The following is a 22,314-nucleotide window of genomic DNA, read 5'->3' on the forward strand; positions in this document are numbered from 1 at the left end:
TCGGCAAGCTGCGAGTCTTATAGCATCATCAATCCCACTAGGGCCAGACGCAAGCTGCCGTCGGGCCCTTCTATGTGATTGATGAGACCGGTTCAGTCGATCTCGTCGTCGATATCTGTGATGCCTGCCGCCTCCGCATCCGCGGCCTCGTCTGCCTCGGCCTCGTCTGCATAAGCCTCGTCTGCATCAGCCTCTGATTCTTCAGCCTCCGCCTCGTCCGCCCCAGCCTCATCCTGCTGCTCAGCAGGCTCGCTGTCCTCCGGGCGCACGCGCTCGGCCCACGGCACCCATTCGGGCGCGAGGACGGAGCCTTCGCTGGGGAGCAGGCCCAGTTCGCTCACGGTGACGATCTTCGAGCGCGATACCCTTGCCACCGTCACGTACCAGGTCCAGCCGCGGTAGCCCGGGCGCAGGCACTCGAAAAGGTGGGTTACGAGGCGCTCGCCCTCGCTCTTGGCCGCGAGGTGCGATCCCACATGCTCGGGATCGACCACGTCCACGAGCGCGGCACGGGCCTGCTCGACGGCGCTGGCCAGATAGGCGTCCGGCCGGCCCATCCGCCACACAGGCACACCGACGCGGGGCTTCGGCCGTGCCGACAGCGGGCTTCCCGAGGGGATCTGGTTAGTCATGTCAGACGTCGAGTTGGTCCGCGACGCGGCGGAGGGCGGCGGCGATCGTCGCGCCCTTCTCCGGATACGTCCCCTTGGCCAGCTGGCCGGAGAGGTTGTCGAGGACGCTGACGAGGTCCTGGACGATCGGGGCGAGCTCGCGCGCGGGCATGCGCTTGGCTCGGGCAACCGACGGCAGTTTCTCGAGGACGCGCACACCGAGTGCCTGCGGGCCGCGCTTACCCTCGGCGATGCCGTATTCGAGACGCGTTCCGGTCTTGATCTCCCCGGCCCCGGCGGGCACCGAGCTGCCCGGCAGGAAGACCTCGTGCCCGTCATCGCCCGCGATGAAGCCGAAGCCTTTCGCCTTGTCGAAGAACTTGACCTTGCCAGTGGGCACTGCCCTGACCCCAATCTGTTGTGAAGGAGAGAGAAGGTACGCCGACGTCCCGGCGCGCTCTTCCTAGATTACTGTGTCAGCCAGCGCGGAGCCGCCGTCACTGTTAGGTTTGGTGTCATGGCGCCAACTTTCCGCCGCGTCGCCTCGTGGGGCGGCGCAGCCGTCGCGGTCTTCTCGATCGCCATGGTTGCGCTCGCCCTCGCCCTCGCAGCGGAAGGCCAGACGCCCCCGGGCTGGATCGCCGCCGTCGTGCTCTACGGCCTCCCGCTCGCCTTCGCCTGTCTGGGTGCCGCGCTCGTCGCGGCCTATGTCGAGAGGAGGAAGCGCTAGCGGCATGTCGTCGATCCGCGCTCTCGCCGAAGAACTGGCTGCCCGGGGCAATGATTCCCTGCGCAGGCTGTTCGCCGTCAGGCCGGACCTCATCACGCCCGGCGTTCCCGATTTCGCAGCGCTCGCCGCACGGGCCTGCGCCCGAGTGAGCCTGCAGCGGGCCCTCGAGACGCTCTCGAAACCCCAGCTCGAGGTCCTCGAGGCGCTCGTCCTCACCACGGACGAAGACGAGGGCCGCAGCGGCAGCGCGGTAGAACTGCGCCACGCCGTAGGCAACGCCACGCTCGGCACCCTCGACTCCATCCTTGCCGAGCTCTCCCAGCTCGCCCTCATCTACAGGGCGGATCCTCCCGATTCCATCCACTCGGCCTCCGGGAGCCGCCGGCGCTACTACCAGCCGGTCGCCCGGGTGCGCGAAGTGCTCGGAAGCTATCCCGCGGGCCTCGGCCGGTGCTACACCGAGCTCACCTCGGTGTCGCAGTTCTTCGCCGAGCGGGCGCCCGGCATCGTCAACTCGATCCCCGCGGCCGCCCAGCAGCAGCACGTGGAGCACCACATCGCCGCGGCCTACGCCCTCGAGCGGTGGGCCGCGCTGCCCGAGGCGCTCGAGAGCGCTCCGGCGAAGGCCCGCGAGGTCCTCGCCAAGTTCACCAACTGGCCCGTCGGGGCCGTCCCGCATGCTGAAGCGCGCGTCAAGCCGGGACGCCGCACTGACAACCCGGTCGACTGGCTCCTCTCGCACGGCCTCCTCGTGCCGCTCGACGATGAGCATGTGGAGCTTCCCCGCCCGGTCGGGCTGGCTCTGCGCGGCGGCCGGATCGTCCCCGAACTCTCCCTCGACCCGCCGGCCCCGCCCGTGGGAAGCACCAGCACCGCCCTGAGGCGCAACGCAGCCTTGGGAGCCATCAGCGAGGTCCTCCGCCTCGTGAGCGCCCTCGCTGTCGAGGCCGGCGAGCGCGCCGTGGAGACGCTGCGCGCCGGTGGCGTGGGAACGCGCGAGCTGCGCCGGCTCACCACCGCCCTCCGAGCGGACCCCGATCAGACCGTCCTCGCCCTTGAGCTCGCGGCGGCAGCAGGCATCATCACGCTCGACGTCGACACGTCCCTATGGCGTGCGACCGGTGCGGACGAGTGGCTCTCCCTCTCGCGTCCGGAGCAATGGCTCGTGGTGGCGAGCGCCTGGCTCGATTCGCCGCGCGTGCCGTCCCTCGCCATGTCGCCCGAGGGCGGGGGGCAGCTTGCGCCCCTGTCCGGCGAGGGCCAACGGCCCGACGCGGCGGCGGTGCGCCGCCGCATCCTCGAAGCCGCTGCGGAGCTGAGCTCGGAGGCGGGCTCCCAGGACGGACGGGCCGTCGTCGTCACCGCCGCGGACATCCGGACGCGGCTCGAATGGGCCCAGCCGCGCCTCGCCCGTCGTTTGCGCGGGCTGCTCGACGGCGTCCTCGCCGAGGCGACGATGATGGGGTTCCTGGGGTCAGGGGCTGTGACCCGCGCAGGCGCCGCGGTGCTCCACGGCGACTTCGACGGGCTCCTGGCCTTCCTCGAGGAAGTCCTCCCGCGCAGCGTGGACAAGATCCTCCTCCAGGCCGATCTCACAGCGGTGGCGCCGGGCTATCTCGAACCCGGCCTCGCGCGGCGCCTCGCGCTGCTCGCCGACCCCGAGGGCCGCGGGCCCGCCACCATCTACCGCTTTTCCGCCGCGAGCCTCCGCCGCGCGCTCGACGCCGGAGAAGACGCGGCCTCGATCTCCGCGTTTCTCGCCCAGCATGCCGAGACGACCGTTCCGCAGCCGCTCGCCTATCTCGTCGAGGACACCGCCGCGCGCTACGGCCGGATCCGAGTCGGGCGTGCGGGTTCCTTCATCACGAGCGACGACGAAGCCTCCTTGGCGGCCCTGCTGCACGAAGGCGCGGCCCAGCAGCTCGGGCTGACCCAGATCGCGCCGACCGTCCTCGTGAGCAACGCGACCCCTCAGGAAGTCGCGCTGGTGCTCCGCGAACTCGGGCTCGCGCCCGCCGTCGACTCCTCGCTCGATCCGATGGTGAAGCTCCAGCGCGGGCGGGGCGCGGCGGCCTCCTCTGGCCTCGTGAGGCCCACGCCGAGGCTCGCCGTCCCCTCACAGGACGACGTCGAAGCCCAGCTCGCCGTGCTGCGGAACCAATCCGCGGTGACCGGCAACGGGGACGAGGCAGCCCCCATGCTCGGGATCGAGACGCTTCAGAAGGCCATCCGGCTCAAGCGGGCAGTACGCTTGAATATCGTCGACGCCCTCGGAAATTCCACGGTCGAGGAACTGCGTCCTGTCTCGATCTCGGCGGGCCGCGTGCGGGTGTTCGACCCCGAACGGGAAACCGAGCGGGTGCTGAGCGTGCACCGGATCATCGATGTTGAATTGGCGTAGAAGATGAGCGATGGCCCCCTGATCGTCCAGAGCGACAAGACGATCCTGCTCGAGGTCGAGCATGCCCAGGCGACCGAGGCACGCCACGCGATCGCCGCGTTCGCAGAACTCGAGCGTGCCCCCGAGCATGTGCACACCTACCGGCTGACGCCGCTCGGCCTGTGGAACGCCCGGGCCGCCGGGATCGACGCCGAGACCGTCCTCGACACGCTCCTGCGCTACTCGCGCTTCCCGGTGCCGCATTCGCTCCTCCTCGACATCGAGGAGACCATGTCGCGCTACGGCCGTCTACGCCTCGAGAAGGACCCCCAGCACGGCCTCGTGATGCGCACGGACGACTATCCCGTGCTCGAGGAGGTGCTGCGCGCCAAGAAGATCGCGCCGCTCCTCGGTCCGCGCATCGACGGCGAGACCGTCGTCGTCCATTCCTCGCAGCGCGGCCAGCTCAAGCAATTGCTGCTCAAGATCGGCTGGCCCGCCGACGATCGTGCCGGCTATGTGGACGGCACGCCCCATCCCATCGCGCTCGAGGAGAAGGGGTGGACCCTCCGGCCCTACCAGCGCCTTGCCGCGGAGAACTTCTGGGCTGGCGGCAGCGGCGTCGTCGTCCTTCCCTGCGGGGCGGGCAAGACGCTCGTGGGGGCCGCTGCGATGGCGCAATCGTCCTCCACCACCCTCATCCTGGTGACCAACACAGTCTCCGCCCGGCAGTGGAAGGACGAGCTGCTCAAGCGGACCAGCCTGACCGAGGATGAGATTGGCGAGTACTCCGGGTCCGTCAAGGAAGTCAGGCCGGTGACCATCGCCACCTATCAGGTGCTCACCCTCAAGCGCGGAGGGCTCTATCCGCACCTCGAGCTCGTGGACAAGAACGACTGGGGCCTCATCGTCTATGACGAGGTCCACCTCCTGCCCGCGCCGATCTTCCGGATGACCGCGGACCTCCAGGCGCGTCGCCGTCTTGGCCTCACCGCGACCCTCGTCCGGGAGGACGGCCGCGAGGGCGAGGTCTTCTCGCTCATCGGGCCCAAACGGTACGACGCACCGTGGAAGGACATCGAGGCGCAGGGCTACATCGCACCCGCCGATTGCGTGGAGGTCCGCGTGGACCTCCCGCGCGAGGAGCGCATGGCGTACGCGATGGCCGAGGACGCCGACAAATACCGGCTGTGCGCGTCGAGCGAGACGAAGACGGCGGTCGTCGAGCGGATCGTCGCCCGGCATGCGAAGGACCAGCTGCTCGTGATCGGGCAGTACCTCGACCAGCTGGACGAGATCGGCGAACGCATCAAGGCGCCGGTCATCAAGGGATCAACGAGCGTCAAGGAGCGCCAGCGGCTGTTCGACGCGTTCCGCGCAGGGGAGCTCCACCGGCTTGTGGTCTCGAAGGTCGCGAACTTCTCGATCGATCTGCCGGAGGCCTCGGTGGCGATCCAGGTCTCGGGGTCCTTCGGGTCCCGGCAAGAGGAGGCCCAGCGGCTGGGCCGGCTCCTGCGGCCCAAGGCGAACGGCAAGACCGCGCGCTTCTACGCGCTCGTGGCGCGGGACACGCTCGATCAGGAGTTCGCCGCCAAGCGGCAGCGCTTCCTCGCGGAGCAGGGCTATGCGTACCGGATTGTCGACGCCGGGGATCTCGCCAAGGACTGAGAGCAGGCTCTCGGCACATTGGCTCGAATTGAAAATGTGATGTATGTCACATTCTCGTTTCAACTCAGTACAATCGGTTTCGGGCCGGAGCGGGGAAGCATCCGGTCTCGGGCCAGCTGGGGAGCGAGCCTGCCGTTGCGGAAGGCCATAGGACAACGCCGCCTTGTTCGGCGCACCCGTTCCTGGCTACTGGGAGCCAACCCCGATTCACCTCGCACGTGAGGGACTTCCCCATGAAACTCACCCACCGCACCCGTTGGGGTGCGTGTCTGGCCACGGCCGGACTCGTCATAGCTGGCGCCACTTCAGGGCAGCCGGCCTTTGCAGCACTCCTCTCAGGGAGCACCTTCGAGGGCGACGACGGGAACCTCGTCGTCAATACGGCCGGCAACACCGACTGGGCCAACGTCGCCGGCCTCAACACCGGCATCGATCTACCCTCCGGCAGCAGCGACAACTCCTTCGGCCAAGGGACCAAGGAAGACAACGCCGCCGTCAGCATAGTGAGCGGATCCATCCCGCCGAACAAGAATGATCTCACCCGGTTCTACGAGTCCTCAGAGCAGGGAAGCAACGGGCACATCTTCCTGTATCTGGGCTGGGAACGCCTGGTCAACATCGGCAACGCCAACCTTGACTTTGAAATCAACCAGAAGGCCACGGCGGGCTTCACCGGAACGACTACAGGTCCGGTTACTCTCAACCGGACAGCGGGGGACCTTCTGGTCACCTATGATTTCGGCGGCAGCGGCACTCCGACGCTGGGCCTCAACACCTGGCTCACAGCTGCAGCGGGCAACACCGTCAGCCAATGCTTCTCAGCCAACGCCCTGCCCTGCTGGGGCAACCACGTGAGCCTGAACGGCACCAACTCTCAGGGCGCCGTCAACACCGTTCCGGTGGTTGATCCTCTCCAAACCGGAACGCCAAGTCTGGGCATCGGACTCTTCGGCGAGGCAGCGATCGACCTGACCGCCGCCGGCGTGTTCCCCCCGGGAGTCTGCGAAGCGTTCGGCAGCACGTTCGTCAAGAGCCGGTCCTCGTCGTCGTTCACGGCCGAGATAAAGGACTTCATCGCCCCGGTCGCAGTCAACATCTCCAACTGCGGAAGCATCACGGTCAAGAAGGTGACGCAGAACGCACCCGCCGGGGACACGACGTCGTTCGCCTACACGACGTCCAACCTGACCCCATCCACGTTCAGCCTGCAGAACGGCGGTTCCACGACGTACCCCAAGCTCTCGGCCGGCACGTATGGCGTGACCGAGGCTGCTCAGAGCGCCCCGTGGAACTTCGTCTCCCTGACCTGTGATCCCGCGAGCGCGGCAACGATCACGGGCCAGACGGCGTCGATCGCCTTGGGCAACGGGCAGAACGTGACCTGCACCTACACCAACCACTACCCGAACAGTCCCACTATCGCCACGACCTTGTCGGCCTCGACGGTCACCGTGGGAGGCTCCGTCCATGATTCGGCCACCCTTACGGGGGCGACCTCGACCGCGGGCGGCACCGTGGCCTACACGGTCTACACCAACAACACCTGCTCGGCGGGTGCCCAGAGTGCCGGAACCGTGACGGTCTCCAACGGTGCGGTGCCTGATTCGAACGCCGTCACGTTCAACACCGTCGGCACCTACTACTGGCAGGCCGTCTATAGCGGCGACGCCAACAACAACGGCGCAACGAGCCCGTGCACCTCTGAACAGCTCGTGGTCACCAAGGCCCAGCCGACCGTGGCCACCGCGCAGGATCTGATCCCGAACGACAACTTCGCGCTGTCCGCCGGGTTCAGCCCCACCGGGTCGATCACGTTCAACCTGTACGCTCCGAGCGACGTGACCTGCGCCGGAACCCCTGCGCTGACCCAGACAGTCAGCGTCAATGGCAACGGCACCTACAGCACGACCAACTCCACCTTCCACGCCACCACGGCCGGAACCTGGCGCTGGGCCTCGAGCTACTCCGGAGATGGCAACAACCAGACGGCTTCGTCCACCTGCGGCGTTGAGAACTTCACCAACAACAACGGCTGAGCCCTGCAGCTGAGCCACCCTGAGGGAAATGGCGTCCCCGGCCCAACGGCTGGGGACGCTCCCGTTTCCAGCCGCGGGTCCATCCCCTCACAGGAGGCATCCAGCAAGTTCTCAGAAACTGGGCGCACGATGGGAACCGTGAAGAAGACGGGACCCGAGGCAAAGCTCCTCGTCGTGGACGACGAGCCGAATATCCGCGAACTGCTCTCGACCTCCCTGCGTTTCGCAGGCTTCGAGGTCATCGCCGCGAGCAATGGGCGGGAGGCCCTGACGGCGGCCGAGGAGCAGGCACCGGATCTCGTGGTGCTCGACGTCATGCTGCCGGACATGGACGGCTTCACGGTCACTCGGAAGCTCCGCGCCTCCGGGCGCCACGTGCCGGTCCTCTTCCTCACCGCGAAGGACGAGACCGAGGACAAGGTCCAGGGCCTCACCGTCGGCGGCGACGACTACGTGACCAAGCCCTTCAGCCTCGACGAGGTCGTGGCGCGCATCCGCGCCGTTCTGCGGCGTACCCAGCCGATCCTCGACGACGACGCGGTGATCCGCGTCGACGACCTCGAACTCGACGACGACGCGCACGAGGTCCGCAGGGGCGGCGTCACGATCGACCTCTCCCCCACCGAGTTCAAGCTGCTCCGGTACATGATGCTGAACCCGAACCGCGTCCTCTCGAAGTCCCAGATCCTCGACCACGTGTGGGAGTACGACTTCAACGGGGACGCCTCGATCGTCGAGTCCTACATCTCCTACCTGCGCCGCAAGGTCGACGCGAACGGGCCAAGCCTCATCCAGACCAAGCGGGGCGTGGGGTACGTCCTCAGGACGGCAGAGAAGCGCTGAAGTGCTGACGCGCTGGAAGACGGCGTCGCTGCGGACGCAGCTGGTCGCCATCATGATGGTGCTGCTGACGGCCGCCATCGTCTTCACGAGCGCGGGCACCCTCACGCAGCTGCACGCGTTCCTCGTGGCGCAGGTCGACGATAAGCTCGTCGCCGCATCCGACTACGCGCAGCAGAACCAGAACATCGACCTCCTGCTCACCACCCCGAACCCCGAGCTGCCGACCGACTACGTCCTCGTGCTGTACACGTCGGGGGCGCCCCCCCGCACCTACCCGGTCCCTGATCCCAACGCCGTGCGACCCGACGTCGGCGCCATCACCCCGGATCAGGCCCAGCAGATGCAGAGCCAGCACCTCATCCGCCAGGCCAACGGCACGGACCACGACTCCGATTGGCGCTACATCGCGATTCCGGTACGGATCGCGAGCACGGGCGAGCGTGCCGCCATGCTCATCGCGCTTCCGCTGACCAACGTGGACGAGGCGATGAACCACACGCTCCTGCTCGAGATCGGCGTGGGCGTGCTCACGCTGACCCTGGTCTTCTTCGTTGCGTCGTGGACCGTCACCCGAGCGTTCCGGCCGTTGCGCCGGGTGGAGAAGACCGCCGCCGCGATTGCCGCCGGAGACCTGTCCCAGCGCGTCGACGAGGAGGCCCCGGGAACGGAGCTCGGGCGCCTGTCGTCGTCGCTCAACGCCATGCTGGCCCACATCGAACGGGCTTTCCAGGACCGTATGGACTCGGAGCGGCGCATGCGCCGTTTCGTCTCGGACGCCTCGCACGAGCTCCGGACGCCACTGGTGACGATCCGCGGATTCTCGGAGCTGTACCGTCACGGCGCGCTCTCGAACCCGGACGACGTGGGCATGGCCATGGGCCGCATCGAGAGCGAGGCCAAGCGCATGGGCACCATGGTGGAGGACCTCCTGACGCTCGCCCGGCTCGACGAGCAGCGGCCGGTGCTCCTGCGGCCCGTCGACCTCCTCCCGATCGGCCACGACGCCGTCGTCGACGTCCAAGCCTCGGCCCCCGACCGCCCCGTGCGGCTCGTGGGACTCCACGACGGGCATGCGCCGTCCGCAGCGCCGGCTCTCGGCGAAGAGGGGCGGCTGCGGCAGGTCGTGGGGAACCTGGTGGGAAACGCGCTGCGCTACACGCCCGCCGGCTCACCCCTGGAGATAGCAGTCGGCACCTCGTACGACGACGGTCAGCCGGTTTCGGTGCTCGAGGTGCGGGATCACGGCCCCGGCATCTCAGAGAAGGACGCGCCGAAGATCTTCGAACGCTTCTATCGCGCGGATACGTCGCGCACGCGCGAGACCGGGGGCACGGGCCTCGGCCTCGCGATCGTCGCCGCCATCGTGGGAGCGCACGGAGGAAGCGTCCGCCATCGCCCGACTCCGGGCGGCGGCGCGACCTTCGTCATCGCCCTCCCCTACCAGAACATCCCCGACCCTCCGGCGGAGCCGCCGCGGAATTCGCCGATGTTATCCACATACGACGGCGGCCGGGGCCCGGGGGGCGACGGCGCGGCCTAGGGTCGTGGTGACGGCGGGCGCGGTCCGCCGCACGAACGAAGGGGATGTCGATGGCTGTGCTGAAGGCCGATACCGAACACATGAGTGCGAGTGCCCAGAAGGTCGCGGCGGCGGTCGAGCGGGTGCGCGCGGAGGTGAGGAGCCTTCGCGGTGACCTAGAGAGCCTCAACGGCAGCTGGCAGGGGCAGGCGGCAACGAACTTCCAGGCCGTCGTGATCCAATGGTCCGGAACCCAGACCCAGGTCGAGGGCGCGCTCGATGCCATCGGCCTCGCGCTGCGGCAGGCGAGCTCCGCCTATCAGGAGATCGAGAGCAACAACGCGCGCCTGTTCCAGTAGCCGCTCAGGATTCCGGCGTGCCCTGATGGAAGCGGAGGCGCCAGCGGCCCTCGGTCCGCTGCCAGAGGGAGCTGCGGAGAGCTGAACCGTTCCTGCTCTCAGTCCGGTAGAGCACCTGAATGAGGTCGGGGGCGAGCCGTGAGGCCTCCAAGAGCTCGAACGCCTCGTGGCGCTGGGTCTCTTCGCCGAGGGCCTCCACGGTCTCGTCGCGATCCCAGAGGCGGCCGGACTGCCCAACCTCCCGGTAGTCGGGGTGCAGAAGGTACGCGAGCTGACCGAAGTCGGAGCGGACCTCCGGGTCGAGGAGCTCCTGCTCGAGTTCCACGACGGCGTCGATTTCGCGGTCCGTCGGGGACGGAGCTGGCGGGGCCTCGACGGCCACCTCGCCTGCTGCCTCTGCGAAGAGATCGTTCTGGATTGGTGCGGAGCTGGTGCGCCCGGCGCTGAGGGGCATCGGAGCAGCGAGCGCTCCGCCGAACCCTGGGCCTTCTACCGGTGCCGCCCCGGCCTGGAAGGCGGTCGCACAGGCCCGCGCACGGGCGTCCGCGGCTTCGTTGAGCGAGTGGCCGGCGTGGCCCTTCACCCATTCGAAGCTGTACGTGCGTCCCACCAGCTCGTCATCGATCTGCCGCAGGAGGTCGGCGTTGAGCACGGGCTTGCCGTCGGCCTTCTTCCAGCCGCGCCGCTTCCAGTTGGGAAGCCATTTGGTGACGCAGTTGATGACGTATTGGCTGTCGCACAGGATGTGAAGGGGCTCGTCGGGAACGTGGGCCGTGGACCGGAACAGGTCGAGGACCGCCATGAGCTCGCCCTGGTTGTTGGTCCCGTGGGGCCAGCCTCCGGCGTGCCAGCGGTCCTCGTCGACGTACCACGCCCAGCCTGCGGGGCCGGGGTTTCCGAGGGCAGAACCGTCTGCGGCGGCGGTGATGGTCATGCCGTCCATCCTGCCAGAACCGGCCGACAGAGAAGTGTCAGTTGGTGTACCCGAAACAGACGAAGGCGGGGCCCCCACCGAAGTGGGGACCCCGCCGTCGTGCGTCGGCATGCGCTGGCGCGCATTGCGCGCGATAGACGCTGGGAGGCTTAGAAGCCGCCCATGCCGCCCATGTCGTCGCCACCCGGCATGGCCGGGGCAGCCTTCTCGGGCTTGTCGGCAACGACGGCCTCGGTGGTGAGGAAGAGGCCGGCGATCGAGGCAGCGTTCTGCAGGGCAGAGCGGGTCACCTTGACCGGGTCGTTGACGCCGGCGGCGAGGAGGTCCTCGTAGACGCCCGTGGCGGCGTTGAGGCCGTGGCCGGCGGGCAGGCCGCGGACCTTGTCGGCCACGACGCCCGGCTCGAGGCCAGCGTTGAAGGCGATCTGCTTGAGCGGAGCCTCGATCGCGATCTTCACGATGTTGGCACCCGTGGCCTCGTCACCCTCGAGGTTGAGGTTTGCGAAGGCCTTGGCACCGGCCTGGATGAGGGCCACGCCACCACCGGCGACGATGCCCTCTTCAACGGCAGCCTTCGCGTTGCGGACGGCGTCCTCGATGCGGTGCTTGCGCTCCTTGAGCTCGACCTCGGTCGCGGCGCCAGCCTTGATGACGGCAACGCCGCCGGCGAGCTTCGCGAGGCGCTCCTGGAGCTTCTCGCGGTCGTAGTCCGAGTCGGAGTTCTCGATCTCGGCACGGATCTGCGCGACACGGCCGGCGATCTGCTCGGCATCGCCGGCACCCTCGACGATCGTGGTCTCGTCCTTGGTCACGACGACCTTGCGGGCCTTGCCCAGGAGCTCGAGGGTGGCGTTCTCAAGCTTGAGGCCGACCTCCTCGGCGATGACCTGGCCACCCGTGAGGATCGCGATGTCGGTGAGCATGGCCTTACGGCGGTCGCCGAAGCCAGGAGCCTTGACGGCGACGGACTTGAACGTGCCCTTGAGCTTGTTGACGATGAGCGTGGCCAGAGCCTCGCCCTCGACGTCCTCAGCGATGATGAGGAGCGGCTTGTTGGCCTGCATGACGCGCTCAAGGACCGCGACGAGATCCTTCACCGAGCTGATCTTGGAGTTGACGATGAGGATGTAGGGATCCTCGAGGACCGTCTCCTGGCGCTCCGCGTCAGTGACGAAGTACGCCGAGAGGTAGCCCTTGTCGAAGCGCATGCCCTCGGTGAGCTCGAGCTCGAGGCCGAACGTGTTCGACTCCTCGACGGTGATGACACCCTCCTTGCCCACCTTGTCGAGGGCCTCGGAGATGAGCTCGCCGATCTGGGTGTCGCCGGCAGAGATGGACGCGGTCGCGGCGATCTCTTCCTTGGTCTCGATCTCCTTGGCGGACTCGAGGAGCTCGGCCGTGACGGCGTCGACGGCCTTCTCGATGCCGCGCTTGAGCGAGAGCGGGTCGGCGCCTGCGGCGACGTTGCGGAGGCCTTCCTTCACGAGGGCCTGCGCGAGGACGGTGGCGGTGGTGGTGCCATCGCCAGCGACGTCGTCAGTCTTCTTGGCGACCTCCTTGACGAGCTCCGCGCCGATCTTCTCGTACGGGTCGTCGAGCTCGATCTCCTTGGCGATGGAGACGCCATCGTTGGTGATCGTGGGGGCGCCCCACTTCTTCTCAAGGACGACGTTGCGGCCACGGGGGCCGAGGGTGACCTTGACAGCGTCGGCCAGCTGGTTGAGACCGCGCTCGAGGCCGCGACGGGCCTCTTCGTCGAATGCAATGATCTTGGCCATGACGGCTTCTGTCCTTTCGGGACGATCGTGTGGTGAGCGCACCCGCTGCAGCGCCCGCGACGGCCGGCGCCAGCCTCCCGTTCCTTCCCGGTTGGCAGACGCCTCACCCCAGCGAGGTGTTCCCTTCCCCCCAACCGGTCGACTTAGCAGTCTGCCGGTAGGAGTGCTAGGTCAATAATTAGCACTCGACCGGGTTGAGTGCAAGCGCCGGGGCCATCAGCGCGCGACGGCTTGGGACCCGACCATGCGTCCCCGATTGTCCGCACCGAAGCGGAAGACCGTGAAGTTGGCGGCTGTGACGTCCCCGTTGGCGTCGAAGCCGATCGGGCCGGACTGCCCGTCGTAGTCCACGGCCGTGCCCTTCGATTCGAGGGAGAGGCACTCGGTCAGAATGGTGCACTTGGTCCGCTGGCCCGAGCCAGACGCGGTGCCGCCCGAGACGCCGACGAGATGCGAGGCAATGGAGGCTCCGCCGTCGTCCTGGGCCGCTCCGGCGGCGAGGATGGCCAGCGCGGCGGCGTCGTACGCCTCGGCCGCGAAGGTCATGTCCTTCAGGCCCGGATCCTGCTTCAGAACGTCTGTCTGGAAGCCGGAGTTGGGGAAGGCGCCTGGGACGAGGCCGCGGGCGCCGTCGAGCGCGCCGCTGGCCAGCCCCGTGCCGTACTGGCCCACCGCCCCGTCGGAGAGCAGGAGCTTCGCGCCGGGCACACCGCCGTCGTGCACTTGAGCGAGGACAGCCTGAGCCTCGTCGCGGGCGACGACGACCACCGCGTCCGCACCGGCTGCGACGGCCCCCGCGGCGGCGGAGCGCGCGTCGTGGCCGGTGAACTCTGCGCTGCCCTTCTCACCCAGGCCTGCCGCTGCGGCCGCGCTCGCGACCGCGTCGCCCACGGCCTTCCCAGACGTGCCCTTCTGCCGCACGATCGCGCCGCTCCGGGCGTCACCCGCGTGGGCGAGGGCGACGAGCGCGGCGCCTTCCGACGTCTCGGACGCCGCGGTGCGGAAGTAGTAGCCGCCGCTCGAGTAGGTCGAGAGGGAGGCGTCGAGGTTTGCGGGCGAGATCAGGACGACCTTCGCCTTGCTCAGGACGTCGATGGCGGCCGGAGCGTGGGTCGAGTCGGTGGGGCCGACGACGACGTCGGCCTTCGCCGCCACGAGGTCGCGCGCCGCTGCCGCGGTGTCCGTCGAGGGCTTGGGCGGGATGAGCTCGATCGGCCGCCCCTTGTGCCCGCCTGCCGCATTCGCCTGCTGGACCGCGAGTTCGACGGCGGCCCGCTGGGCGTCGTTGAGGAACGCCTGGCTCCCAGCGTTGTCGAGCAGGAGGCCGATGCGGAGCACGCCGTCGCCCGACGCCTCGGTCTGGGCGAGGCGCGCGTTGCCGGCCGTCGCGCCGCAGGCCGAGATCCCCGCGGCGAGCGCGAGGGCCAGGGCGGCGAGTCCGGCGGACGCCCTCCGAAGCACTAGCCCGTGTACCCCGGGCCGATCACGGCCGCCAGCGGGTAGCCGAGCTGCTGCGCCTGAAGCACGGTTCCGATCCCGAGATCCGCCGCGAGCGCGTCTGCCGAGGCCTTCTGGCTCGCGTCGCGGTAGAACACCACCGAGGTGCTGACGGGCGTTCCGGACCAGTTCCCGACGGCGGCGACGGACCAGCCCGCGGTGCGTGCCGTGGTCGCGACGCGGTTGCCGAGGCCCGCCGTCGTGGTTGCGTTGTAGACGCCCACGGCGAGGCTGTGATCGGCACCCGCCGGGGCGGAGGGCGTCGGAGCGGAACTCGTAGGCGCCTCGGAACTGGTGGCCGGAGGGGCAGACGAAGCGGTCGTCGGGGTCTGGGTCGCCGATTGCGTGGGCGTCGTGGACCCCGTTGCGGAGGTCTTCTGGCTGCTCGTGGTCGGTGACGAGGCAGCGGTCTGGTTCATGAACTTCGGACCGATGAAGAACGCGCCGAGGAGACCGAGCACCACGACGGCGGCGACGGCGAACACCAACGCCAAGCCACGGCGGCTCGACTCGACGGTCGCCTTGGAGCGATGGACGCCTTGGCGCCTCGGGCTCTCGGGGACGTCGTCGAACTCGTCGCGGGGATAAGTGCTCATGGCGTCAGGGGTCCTCGTCCGGTGCTGTGCTGGGGACCGCGGCGCGCTCACGCGCTGCCGCTCAGGCGACGAGCCGTCCGTGCGCGCTGCCGCGACGTCCTTAGTCTACGCAACCTCTTGACGAGCATCGGATCGTGGGCGAGCGCCGCCTCGGTGTCGATGAGGGCGTTGAGCAGCTGGTAGTAGTGCGTTGCCGAGAGATCGAAGAGCTCCCGGATGGCCTGCTCCTTCGCGCCGGCGTACTTCCACCAGTTGCGTTCGAGGGCCAGCATCTGGACTTCGCGCTCGGTGAGTCCCGCCCCGCGATTGTCGCCATTGTGCTGGATGTCGCCATTGTGCTGGATGTCGCCGTCGTGCTCCTCGCGCGCCTCAGCTGCGCCCACGCCCCACTCCCCTTCGGCCGACGTTTGTGTGCTGCCCACCAGTGTAGGAGGGAACTACACCGGTGTCATTCAGGAGCGGTACGCGGTTCGCGTCGGTGGGAGACTGGGTCCTGTGACCGAGACTCCACCACTCTTCGAGCTCCCGGGGGATGACGAGGCGCAGCGCCTCTCGGCGATGGCCTCCGCGCCGCTCGAATCGCTCGTGCACCCCGAATGGGCTCCTGCCCTCGCGCCGGTCGAGGCGGAGCTGCGCACAGCGCTGCGCCGGGCCGCCGACGATGCGGAAGGCGGCGCCGTCGTCCTTCCCCCGCCGCCTGCGGTGCTGCGCGCATTCCGGGAGCCGCTCTCCGAGGTCAAGGTCCTCCTCGTGGGGCAGGACCCCTACCCCACCCCAGGCCACTCGATGGGGCTGTGCTTCTCGGTCGCCGCCAACGTCGCTCCGCTGCCTCGGAGCCTCGCCAACATCTTCCGCGAGCTGCGGGACGACGTCGGCAACACGCCGTCGTGCGGCGACCTCACCGCCTGGGCGGAGCAGGGAGTGCTCCTGCTGAACAGGGTGCTCACGGTCCGCGCCGGGGAGTCCGGCGCACATCGGCGCGTGGGCTGGGAGGCGGTGACCGATGCCGCGGTCCGCGCGGTTGTCGAACGCGGCAAGCCTCTGGTGGCGATCCTCTGGGGCAAGGACGCCCTCGCCATGAAGCCGCTCCTCGGCGCGACGCCCGTCATCTCCTCGGCCCATCCCTCGCCGCTCAGCGCCTCGAGGGGATTCTTCGGCTCCCGTCCGTTCAGCCGTGCCAATACATTACTTGTCGAACAGGGCGCGGCTCCGATCGTCTGGGTGTGACCCGTTAGGCTGGGCCGCATGACTTCAGCCACCACGACCGCGGCGCCCGCCAAGAAGCCGCGTCCGACGCTGGACCTCGTCGTCGCGCGGACCGAGCGGCTCACGCCGCACCTCGTACGCGTCGTGGCTGGCGGACCGGGCTTCGACGCCTTCTCCGACAACGGGTTCACGGACAAGTACGTGAAGATCTCGTTCCCCACAACGCTTCCCGAGGGCGCGTGGCCGGAGGGACCGGTGGACATTCCCGCCCTCAAGGAGACGCTCCCCGCCGAGCAGTGGCCGGTGACGCGCACCTACACGGTGCGGTGGTTCAACACCGAGACGCGGGAGCTCGCGATCGATTTCGTGGTCCACGGCGACGAGGGCCTTGCGGGCCCCTGGGCGGCCGCCGCGAAGCAGGGCGATCGGCTCGTGTGCGCCGGCCCTGGCGGCGCCTACTCCCCCGATCCCCAGGCCGAATGGCACCTGTTCGCGGGCGATGAGTCCGCTCTCCCTGCGATCGCGGCGGCGCTCGAGGCCCTTCCCGCTGACGCGAAGGGCATGGCGTTCCTCGAGGCCCCCTCCGACGATGACGTCCTCGAGCTCACCGCGCCCGCGGGGGTCCAGCTCCGGTGGCTCTCGCGCGACGGACAGCCAGCTGGCGAGACGCTCGTCCTCGCCGAGGCTGTTGCCTCGGCCGAGTGGCTTCCGGGGACACCGAACGTCTTCGCCCACGGCGAGCGGGGCGCCATGAAGGAACTCCGGGCCATCTTCAAGGAGCGCGGCCTCCCCCGCGAGAAGCTCTCCCTCTCGGGCTACTGGGCGCACGGTCGCGCGGAGGACCAGTTCCAGGAAGAGAAGAAACTGCCCGTAGGGCAGATCTGAAGCGGTAGTCTCCCGGCCAGATCTAGCGCCGCATCCAGCGGCGCCGGCGCTCCACGGAGGCGACGCTGCGGGTGAACGGGCGGCCCAGATTGTCGCCGAGGACGATGCCCGCTGCGGCGCCCAAGATGATGGCCATCGCGGTGAGCATCCCGCCCGCGCCGGCTGAGAGCTGGGCGGCGTCGAGGGTCGCGACGTACATCGAGCGGAAGATCGTCAGCCCGGGGAGCAGGATGAGCGCGGCGGGCACGGCGACGACGAGCTGCGGCGCCCCCATCCGCAGCGCCACGATCCGGGCGAGAAAGCCGATGACCACGGCGCTCACGGCTGGCGAGATCCGGTCGCCGACGCCGAGGAGCTGCGCGCCGGTCAAGGCGAGGTAGCCGACGATGCCCACGAGCGCCGTCGGGATCACCAGCCGCCGCGAGGTCTGCTCGGTGATGGCGATCGCCGCGACCGCGCCCCCGATGAGGAGCACCTGGACCCAGTACGGGTACGCGGCCGGGAACGTCTGGGTCACGTCGATGCGGGTGACGCCCAGGAGCTCTGCGGCGAGGGAGGCGACGGCAATGCCCGCAACGAGCGCCGCGAACGTGAGGAACGCCGACAGGTAGCGCCCAGCGGCGGTTACGGGGAAGCCGTTGATGGCGTCCTGGGTGGCCGAGACCAGACGCGCGGTCGGGAGCAGCAGCAGGATCCCTCCGACGACCACGATCGCCGGGGCAATCGGAACCTGCGCCCAGAACACGAGGAGCGCGATGAGTGTGACGAGGAACGCGCTCGCGAGGGTCGAGAAGAAGTCCGGGAACCGCCATCGGGCCATCGCGCGGCCCACGAGCGAGACGCCAAGGTTGCTGAGGAACGCGATGAGCGAGGCCGTGAGGCCGCCGCCCAGGACGCCGACGAACAGGGCGGCGAAGAGCGAATAGGCCGCCGTGACCGCCCATTTCGGGAAGGGCTTGGTGCGCTTCGTGATGGCCTGGAGGCGGCGCGTGGCCTCGTCTCTGGCCACACCGCCCGCCGCGATCTCGCTCACCAGCTGGTGCACGAGCGCGAGTCCCGCGTAGTTGCTCGTCCAGGACCGCACCACGCGGAGGAGCTGGATCGGGGTCTGGTCCCGCGGGGCATAGTTGATGGCCACCGACTGGTTGGTGATGTCCACCTCGATGTGCTGGAGCCCCAGGGCCGCCGTCACGGCGATCATCGAGGCCTCGACCTCAAGGGCGCCGGCGCCGTAGCGGAACATCGTCTCGGCGAGCAGCAGCGCGAAATCCAGGGTCCTGCGCGCGGACTCGTCTACGCCGCCGACTTGGATCCGCGGGTTCGCGTACGGGCTGCCGGCCAGACGGTCCACGATCGAGAGCGGGGCCGTCGGCGGGCTGTCCCCCGTGATGAGCCGACGCAGCATCCGCACCGCGGCGGCGTTCGCCCGTGCCTGAGCGGGCGGAATCGGAGGCATCGGCTGGGTGCGGGGCTCCTCTTCTCCCATGTGCCGCTCCTTTGTGGAAGTCCGGGCCTAATAGAACTGCTGGCCCGTGCGCCGCGTGTACACTCGCCGCGCAAGCCGCTCGCCCGCCGTCGTCCATGCCGTGTAGCGCGAGCTGTCCACCACGTAGTCCCACACTCCCACGAAGTCGGTGACCGACTTGGTGAAGGACGTCTTGAACAGGCCGAGGCCGTGGAAGGGGTGCGAGGTGTCCTTGAGCTTGTCCGCCGGCGGGGTCCCGCAGAAGTCGTACTCGGTGCAGCCGAGCGCCTTCATGTCCTCGATCGCGGTCCACTGGACGAGGTGCGAGTCGCCGTACTGGGACCGGTTCTGGAGGGACCCGCCGTCCTTGTAGGTGGCCTTGCGCCCGTAATTGATCACGAATGCGCCGACGGACGGCCGCCCGTTCTCGTAGACGAAGTAGAGGCGGCCCTGGCCCCGCGACGTGAACTCCGTCCAGAACTGGCGGTAGTACTCGAAGCTGCGGACCTGGGCGCCGCTGCGCGACTTCGTGGTCAGCGTCCCAGTCATGAGCGAGTGCATGGTCCGGTAGTTCTCAAGGGTCGGCTCGGCAACCTCGACCTCGACGCCCTCCCGCTGCGCGCGGCGGATCGCGTTGCGGCCCCGCGAATGCAGCGTGCGAAGGAGGGGGCCCGGATCCGGCGTGATGTCCAGGATGGCCGTGGAGTCGTTGGGCTGGAGGTTGAAGGTCTTGACGAGCCCCGCCCCGGAGAGGACCGAACGGGCCTCCTCGGAGTCGACGATGTCCGGCTCGATCTTGATAGCGAACACCCGCAGCCGCTCGCGCTCGGAGAGCTCCTTCAGGGCCTCGAGCGCGGGCGGCACGTCCTCGACGGAAGCGACATCCGGGCCCTTGATCAGGTACCAGAGGCGGCCGAGCACGGGGAACGACTTCTCGAGGATCAGGTTGTAGCTCGGGGCTTCTCCGCCTTCGAGCACGAGGTAGCGGACGTCCCATCCGAAATTCTGCTTGACCGCGGCGAAGGCGGCGGATTGAAGCAGGTTCCCGCCATTGGGGTTGGCGGTGACGTGCTTGTCCCAGTGCTCGATCTCGTCCGGGTTGGCGAAGCGCGCGGTGAAGCTGCTCAACGTGGGGTGCTTCCCTTCGGTCAGGTCTCGGGGGGCCTAGGCCAGTGTAGTCGTCGGCGGGTCGGCGGTTTGCCGCGCGCCGAGTGGGTAGCGACGGGATATGGCGAACAACATCAAAGGCAAGAAAGTCGCGTTCCTTCTGACCAGCGGTGTGGAGCAGGTCGAGCTGACCGAGCCGTGGAAGGCGGTTCAGGAAGCTGGCGGCGATCCGGCGCTCGTCTCACCCCAAGAGGGGCAGATCCAGGCCATGAAGGGCGACTGGGATCACGGCGAGTCGTTCCCCGTGGACGTCACCCTGGATCAGGCCGACCCCAACGACTTCGACGCGCTCGTGCTCCCCGGCGGCACCGTGAATGCGGACAAGATGCGCCTCGAGCAGAAGGGCATCGAGTTCGTGAAGGCCTTCGTGGATGCGGGCAAGCCCATCGCCGCCATCTGCCACGGGCCGTGGATCCTCATCGAGGCCGGCGCCGTTAGGGGGCGCGAAATGACGTCATACCCCTCGCTCCAGACGGACCTCAAGAACGCAGGCGCGAACTGGGTGGACCGCGAGGTGGTGACCGATCGCGGCCTCACGACGTCCCGCAAGCCGGACGACCTCGAGGCGTTCTGCTCGAAGATGCTCGAGGAGATCGCCGAGGGACAGCACGCGAAAGCCTGAAATTAGCACTCCACCACGTTGACGGCGAGGCCGCCCATCGCGGTCTCCTTGTACTTGCTGCTCATGTCCTTGCCGGTCTCGCGCATGGTCACGATCACCTCGTCCAGGGAGACGCGGTGCGAGCCGTCGCCCCAGAGCGCCATCTTCGCGGCGTTGATCGCCTTGGCCGCGGCGATGGCGTTCCTTTCGATGCAGGGCACCTGCACGAGCCCGCCGATGGGGTCGCAGGTGAGGCCGAGGTTGTGCTCCATGGCGATCTCGGCCGCGTTCTCGACTTGGGCGGGGGTGCCGCCGAGGACCTCGGCCAGCCCCGCGGCGGCCATGGACGACGCCGATCCGACCTCCCCCTGGCAGCCCACCTCGGCGCCCGAGATCGAGGCCTGCTCCTTGTAGAGCACCCCGACGGCGCCGGCGGCGAGCAGGAAGCGGACGACGACGTCGTCCCGGTCCTTCTGCGTGGCGTTCTCCATGCCCGGGGCGTAGTTGAGCGCGTAGTACAGCACTGCGGGGATGATCCCGGCGGCGCCGTTGGTCGGCGCGGTGACGACCCGCCCGCCGGAGGCGTTCTCCTCGTTCACCGCCAGAGCGATGAGGTTCACCCATTCCTGCCAGTACTTGGGGTCCCGGTCCTTGTCCTCCTTCAGGAGGCGCTCGTGCCAGTCAGGCGCACGACGGCGGACCTTCAGTCCGCCGGGGAGGAGCCCCTCGCGCTTGAGGCTGGATTCGACGCAGGCCTCCATGACCTCCCAGATATGCAGGAGCCCCGCCCTGATCTCCTCCTCGCTGCGCGAGGCCTTCTCGTTGATGAGCATGATGTCGCTGATCGCCAGGCCCTTGGAGGCGCAGCGCCCCAGGAGCTCGGCCGCGGTGCGGAACGGCAGCGGGAGCTCCTTCTTGGACTCCTCGAGCTCCTGCTGCGCGGTCTGCTCCTCGCCCTCGCGGACGATGAAGCCGCCGCCCACCGAGAAGAACGTCGCCTCGTGGAGGGTCGCTCCGGCTGTGTCTCCTTCGGGCTCCGGCCCGTAGACCTGGAACCTCATCCCGTTGGTGTGCCGGGGCAGGACGGTGAGCGGGTGCAGGACCATGTCCTCCACCCCGTACTCAAGCTCGAGGGCGCCGGCGAGGTTGAGCCTGCCCGTCGCCGCGATCGAGGCGAGGCGCTCCTCGACCTGCTCGGGGAGGATCTCCTCGGGCTCGAAGCCCTCGAGACCGAGGAGCACGGCCGTGAACGTCCCGTGGCCGCGGCCGGTCGCCGCGAGCGACCCGTAGAGGTCCACTCGCAGCGACGCGGCCGATTCGAGCAGTCCGCGCTCGCGCAGCTCGCGCGCGAACACGGCCCCGGCCCGCATCGGCCCCACCGTGTGGGAGCTCGAGGGGCCGATGCCCACGGAGAAGAGTTCGAAGACGCCGACGGCCATGTCGGGATCCTTCCTGGTTGGTGGGCGCGCTAGGCGAGGTTGGCGACGCCCGGGTAGAGCGGGTGGGCGGTGGCCAGGGCCTCGACGCGGGCCTTGAGCGGGCTCAGGTCCGCCTCGGGACCGGCGATGAGGGCCTCGGCGATGACGTCCGCGACCTCGCGGAACGCCGCCTCGCCGAAGCCGCGGGTCGCCAGCGCCGGGGTGCCGATCCGCAGGCCGGAAGTGACCATCGGCGGTCGGGGATCGAACGGGACCGCGTTGCGGTTGACCGTGATCTCGATGGCGGCGAGCCGGTCCTCGGCCTGCTGGCCGTCCAGGTCCGCGTTGCGCAGGTCGACCAGCACCAGGTGCACATCGGTGCCGCCGGAGACGACGCCGATGCCTTTGGCCTTCACGTCCTCGGCCGTGAGCCGCTCGGCGATGATCTTCGCCCCCGCCAGGACGCGCTCCATCCGCTCGCGGAACTCCTCGGAGGCGGCGATCTTGAACGCGATCGCCTTGCCCGCGATCACGTGCTCGAGCGGGCCGCCCTGCTGGCCCGGGAACACGGCCGAGTTGATCTTCTTCGCCAGGTCAGCGTCGTTGGTCAGGATGATCCCG

20 protein-coding genes and 1 pseudogene are annotated in these 22,314 nt (G+C 68.9%); 10 read left to right on the plus strand and 11 right to left on the minus strand.

Going from position 1 to position 22,314, the window contains the following annotated elements:
* Nucleotides 1-92: 92 nt before the first annotated feature.
* On the minus strand, nt 93-632 hold the full coding sequence (locus tag ACTHL9_RS11930) for a DUF3027 domain-containing protein (RefSeq protein ID WP_440519331.1): 540 nt from the start codon (nt 630-632) through the stop codon (nt 93-95).
* Between the two features lies 1 nt (nt 633).
* Nucleotides 634-1,011 (minus strand): cold-shock protein, encoded by a 378-nt coding sequence (locus ACTHL9_RS11935; protein WP_138418425.1) that lies wholly within the window; start codon nt 1,009-1,011, stop codon nt 634-636.
* 117 nt (nt 1,012-1,128) lie between these two features.
* Between ACTHL9_RS11935 and ACTHL9_RS11940 the strand changes: the two genes are divergently transcribed.
* The 7 genes from ACTHL9_RS11940 to ACTHL9_RS11970 all read left to right on the plus strand — a co-directional run bounded on the left by ACTHL9_RS11940 (nt 1,129) and on the right by ACTHL9_RS11970 (nt 10,146).
* Nucleotides 1,129-1,341: a hypothetical protein gene (locus ACTHL9_RS11940; RefSeq protein WP_440519333.1), complete on the plus strand. Its 213-nt coding sequence runs from the start codon at nt 1,129-1,131 to the stop codon at nt 1,339-1,341.
* Between the two features lie 4 nt (nt 1,342-1,345).
* Nucleotides 1,346-3,742: a helicase-associated domain-containing protein gene (locus ACTHL9_RS11945; protein WP_440519335.1), complete on the plus strand. Its 2,397-nt coding sequence runs from the start codon at nt 1,346-1,348 to the stop codon at nt 3,740-3,742.
* 3 nt (nt 3,743-3,745) lie between these two features.
* The gene (locus tag ACTHL9_RS11950) at nt 3,746-5,389 is read left to right on the plus strand and encodes a DNA repair helicase XPB (RefSeq protein WP_440519337.1); all 1,644 of its coding nucleotides are present in this window, start codon (nt 3,746-3,748) and stop codon (nt 5,387-5,389) included.
* Nucleotides 5,390-5,622: 233 nt separating this feature from the next.
* Complete coding sequence (locus tag ACTHL9_RS11955; RefSeq protein ID WP_440519339.1) at nt 5,623-7,425, plus strand: hypothetical protein; 1,803 nt, start codon at nt 5,623-5,625, stop codon at nt 7,423-7,425.
* A 129-nt stretch (nt 7,426-7,554) separates the two neighbouring features.
* A complete protein-coding gene (locus ACTHL9_RS11960; RefSeq protein ID WP_171042438.1) occupies nt 7,555-8,268 on the plus strand; it encodes a response regulator transcription factor in 714 nt (237 codons plus the stop codon).
* A 1-nt stretch (nt 8,269) separates the two neighbouring features.
* Nucleotides 8,270-9,808, plus strand: a complete 1,539-nt coding sequence (locus ACTHL9_RS11965; RefSeq protein ID WP_440519341.1) for a sensor histidine kinase — start codon at nt 8,270-8,272, stop codon at nt 9,806-9,808.
* A 50-nt stretch (nt 9,809-9,858) separates the two neighbouring features.
* Nucleotides 9,859-10,146, plus strand: coding sequence for a WXG100 family type VII secretion target (locus tag ACTHL9_RS11970; RefSeq protein WP_440519342.1), 288 nt, complete (start codon nt 9,859-9,861; stop codon nt 10,144-10,146).
* Between the two features lie 4 nt (nt 10,147-10,150).
* On the opposite strand, the gene ACTHL9_RS11975 is transcribed toward ACTHL9_RS11970, so the two are convergent.
* From ACTHL9_RS11975 to ACTHL9_RS11995, 5 genes are all read right to left on the minus strand, one after another.
* Nucleotides 10,151-11,080, minus strand: a complete 930-nt coding sequence (locus ACTHL9_RS11975) for an RNase H family protein (protein ID WP_440519344.1) — start codon at nt 11,078-11,080, stop codon at nt 10,151-10,153.
* 149 nt (nt 11,081-11,229) lie between these two features.
* Nucleotides 11,230-12,858, minus strand: coding sequence for a chaperonin GroEL (gene groL, locus ACTHL9_RS11980; RefSeq protein WP_440519346.1), 1,629 nt, complete (start codon nt 12,856-12,858; stop codon nt 11,230-11,232).
* Between the two features lie 216 nt (nt 12,859-13,074).
* Entirely contained in the window at nt 13,075-14,319 is a 1,245-nt protein-coding gene (locus tag ACTHL9_RS11985; RefSeq protein ID WP_440519347.1) for an ABC transporter substrate-binding protein, read from the minus strand.
* A complete protein-coding gene (locus ACTHL9_RS11990; RefSeq protein WP_440519349.1) occupies nt 14,319-14,951 on the minus strand; it encodes a LytR C-terminal domain-containing protein in 633 nt (210 codons plus the stop codon). The genes ACTHL9_RS11985 and ACTHL9_RS11990 overlap by 1 nt, the downstream gene beginning before the upstream one ends.
* 47 nt (nt 14,952-14,998) lie before the next feature.
* Nucleotides 14,999-15,295, minus strand: coding sequence for a DUF3263 domain-containing protein (locus ACTHL9_RS11995; RefSeq protein WP_440519362.1), 297 nt, complete (start codon nt 15,293-15,295; stop codon nt 14,999-15,001).
* A 151-nt stretch (nt 15,296-15,446) separates the two neighbouring features.
* Here ACTHL9_RS11995 and ACTHL9_RS12000 point away from each other — a divergent pair, with 151 nt between their 5' ends.
* Together ACTHL9_RS12000 and ACTHL9_RS12005 are read left to right on the plus strand one after the other, a co-directional pair.
* The gene (locus tag ACTHL9_RS12000; protein WP_440519350.1) at nt 15,447-16,178 is read left to right on the plus strand and encodes a uracil-DNA glycosylase; all 732 of its coding nucleotides are present in this window, start codon (nt 15,447-15,449) and stop codon (nt 16,176-16,178) included.
* A gap of 18 nt (nt 16,179-16,196) precedes the next feature.
* Nucleotides 16,197-17,042, plus strand: a complete 846-nt coding sequence (locus ACTHL9_RS12005) for a siderophore-interacting protein (protein ID WP_440519352.1) — start codon at nt 16,197-16,199, stop codon at nt 17,040-17,042.
* Nucleotides 17,043-17,064: 22 nt separating this feature from the next.
* Here ACTHL9_RS12005 and ACTHL9_RS12010 read toward each other — a convergent pair whose 3' ends face one another.
* Both ACTHL9_RS12010 and ACTHL9_RS12015 read right to left on the minus strand, forming a co-directional pair.
* Nucleotides 17,065-18,528 (minus strand): threonine/serine ThrE exporter family protein, encoded by a 1,464-nt coding sequence (locus ACTHL9_RS12010; protein WP_440519354.1) that lies wholly within the window; start codon nt 18,526-18,528, stop codon nt 17,065-17,067.
* A gap of 27 nt (nt 18,529-18,555) precedes the next feature.
* Nucleotides 18,556-19,635, minus strand: coding sequence for a lipid II:glycine glycyltransferase FemX (locus ACTHL9_RS12015; RefSeq protein ID WP_440519356.1), 1,080 nt, complete (start codon nt 19,633-19,635; stop codon nt 18,556-18,558).
* Nucleotides 19,636-19,735: 100 nt separating this feature from the next.
* Between ACTHL9_RS12015 and ACTHL9_RS12020 the strand changes: the two genes are divergently transcribed.
* Nucleotides 19,736-20,296 (plus strand): type 1 glutamine amidotransferase domain-containing protein, encoded by a 561-nt coding sequence (locus tag ACTHL9_RS12020; RefSeq protein ID WP_440519358.1) that lies wholly within the window; start codon nt 19,736-19,738, stop codon nt 20,294-20,296.
* A 2-nt stretch (nt 20,297-20,298) separates the two neighbouring features.
* Here the strand turns inward: ACTHL9_RS12020 and ACTHL9_RS12025 are convergent, their stop codons facing one another.
* Together ACTHL9_RS12025 and ACTHL9_RS12030 are read right to left on the minus strand one after the other, a co-directional pair.
* Entirely contained in the window at nt 20,299-21,714 is a 1,416-nt protein-coding gene (locus ACTHL9_RS12025; protein WP_440519360.1) for an L-serine ammonia-lyase, read from the minus strand.
* Between the two features lie 29 nt (nt 21,715-21,743).
* Nucleotides 21,744-22,314: pseudogene (locus ACTHL9_RS12030) on the minus strand (serine hydroxymethyltransferase); the annotation flags it as partial.

The organism is Sinomonas sp., from assembly GCF_051955515.1.
Taxonomy (GTDB): domain Bacteria; phylum Actinomycetota; class Actinomycetes; order Actinomycetales; family Micrococcaceae; genus Sinomonas.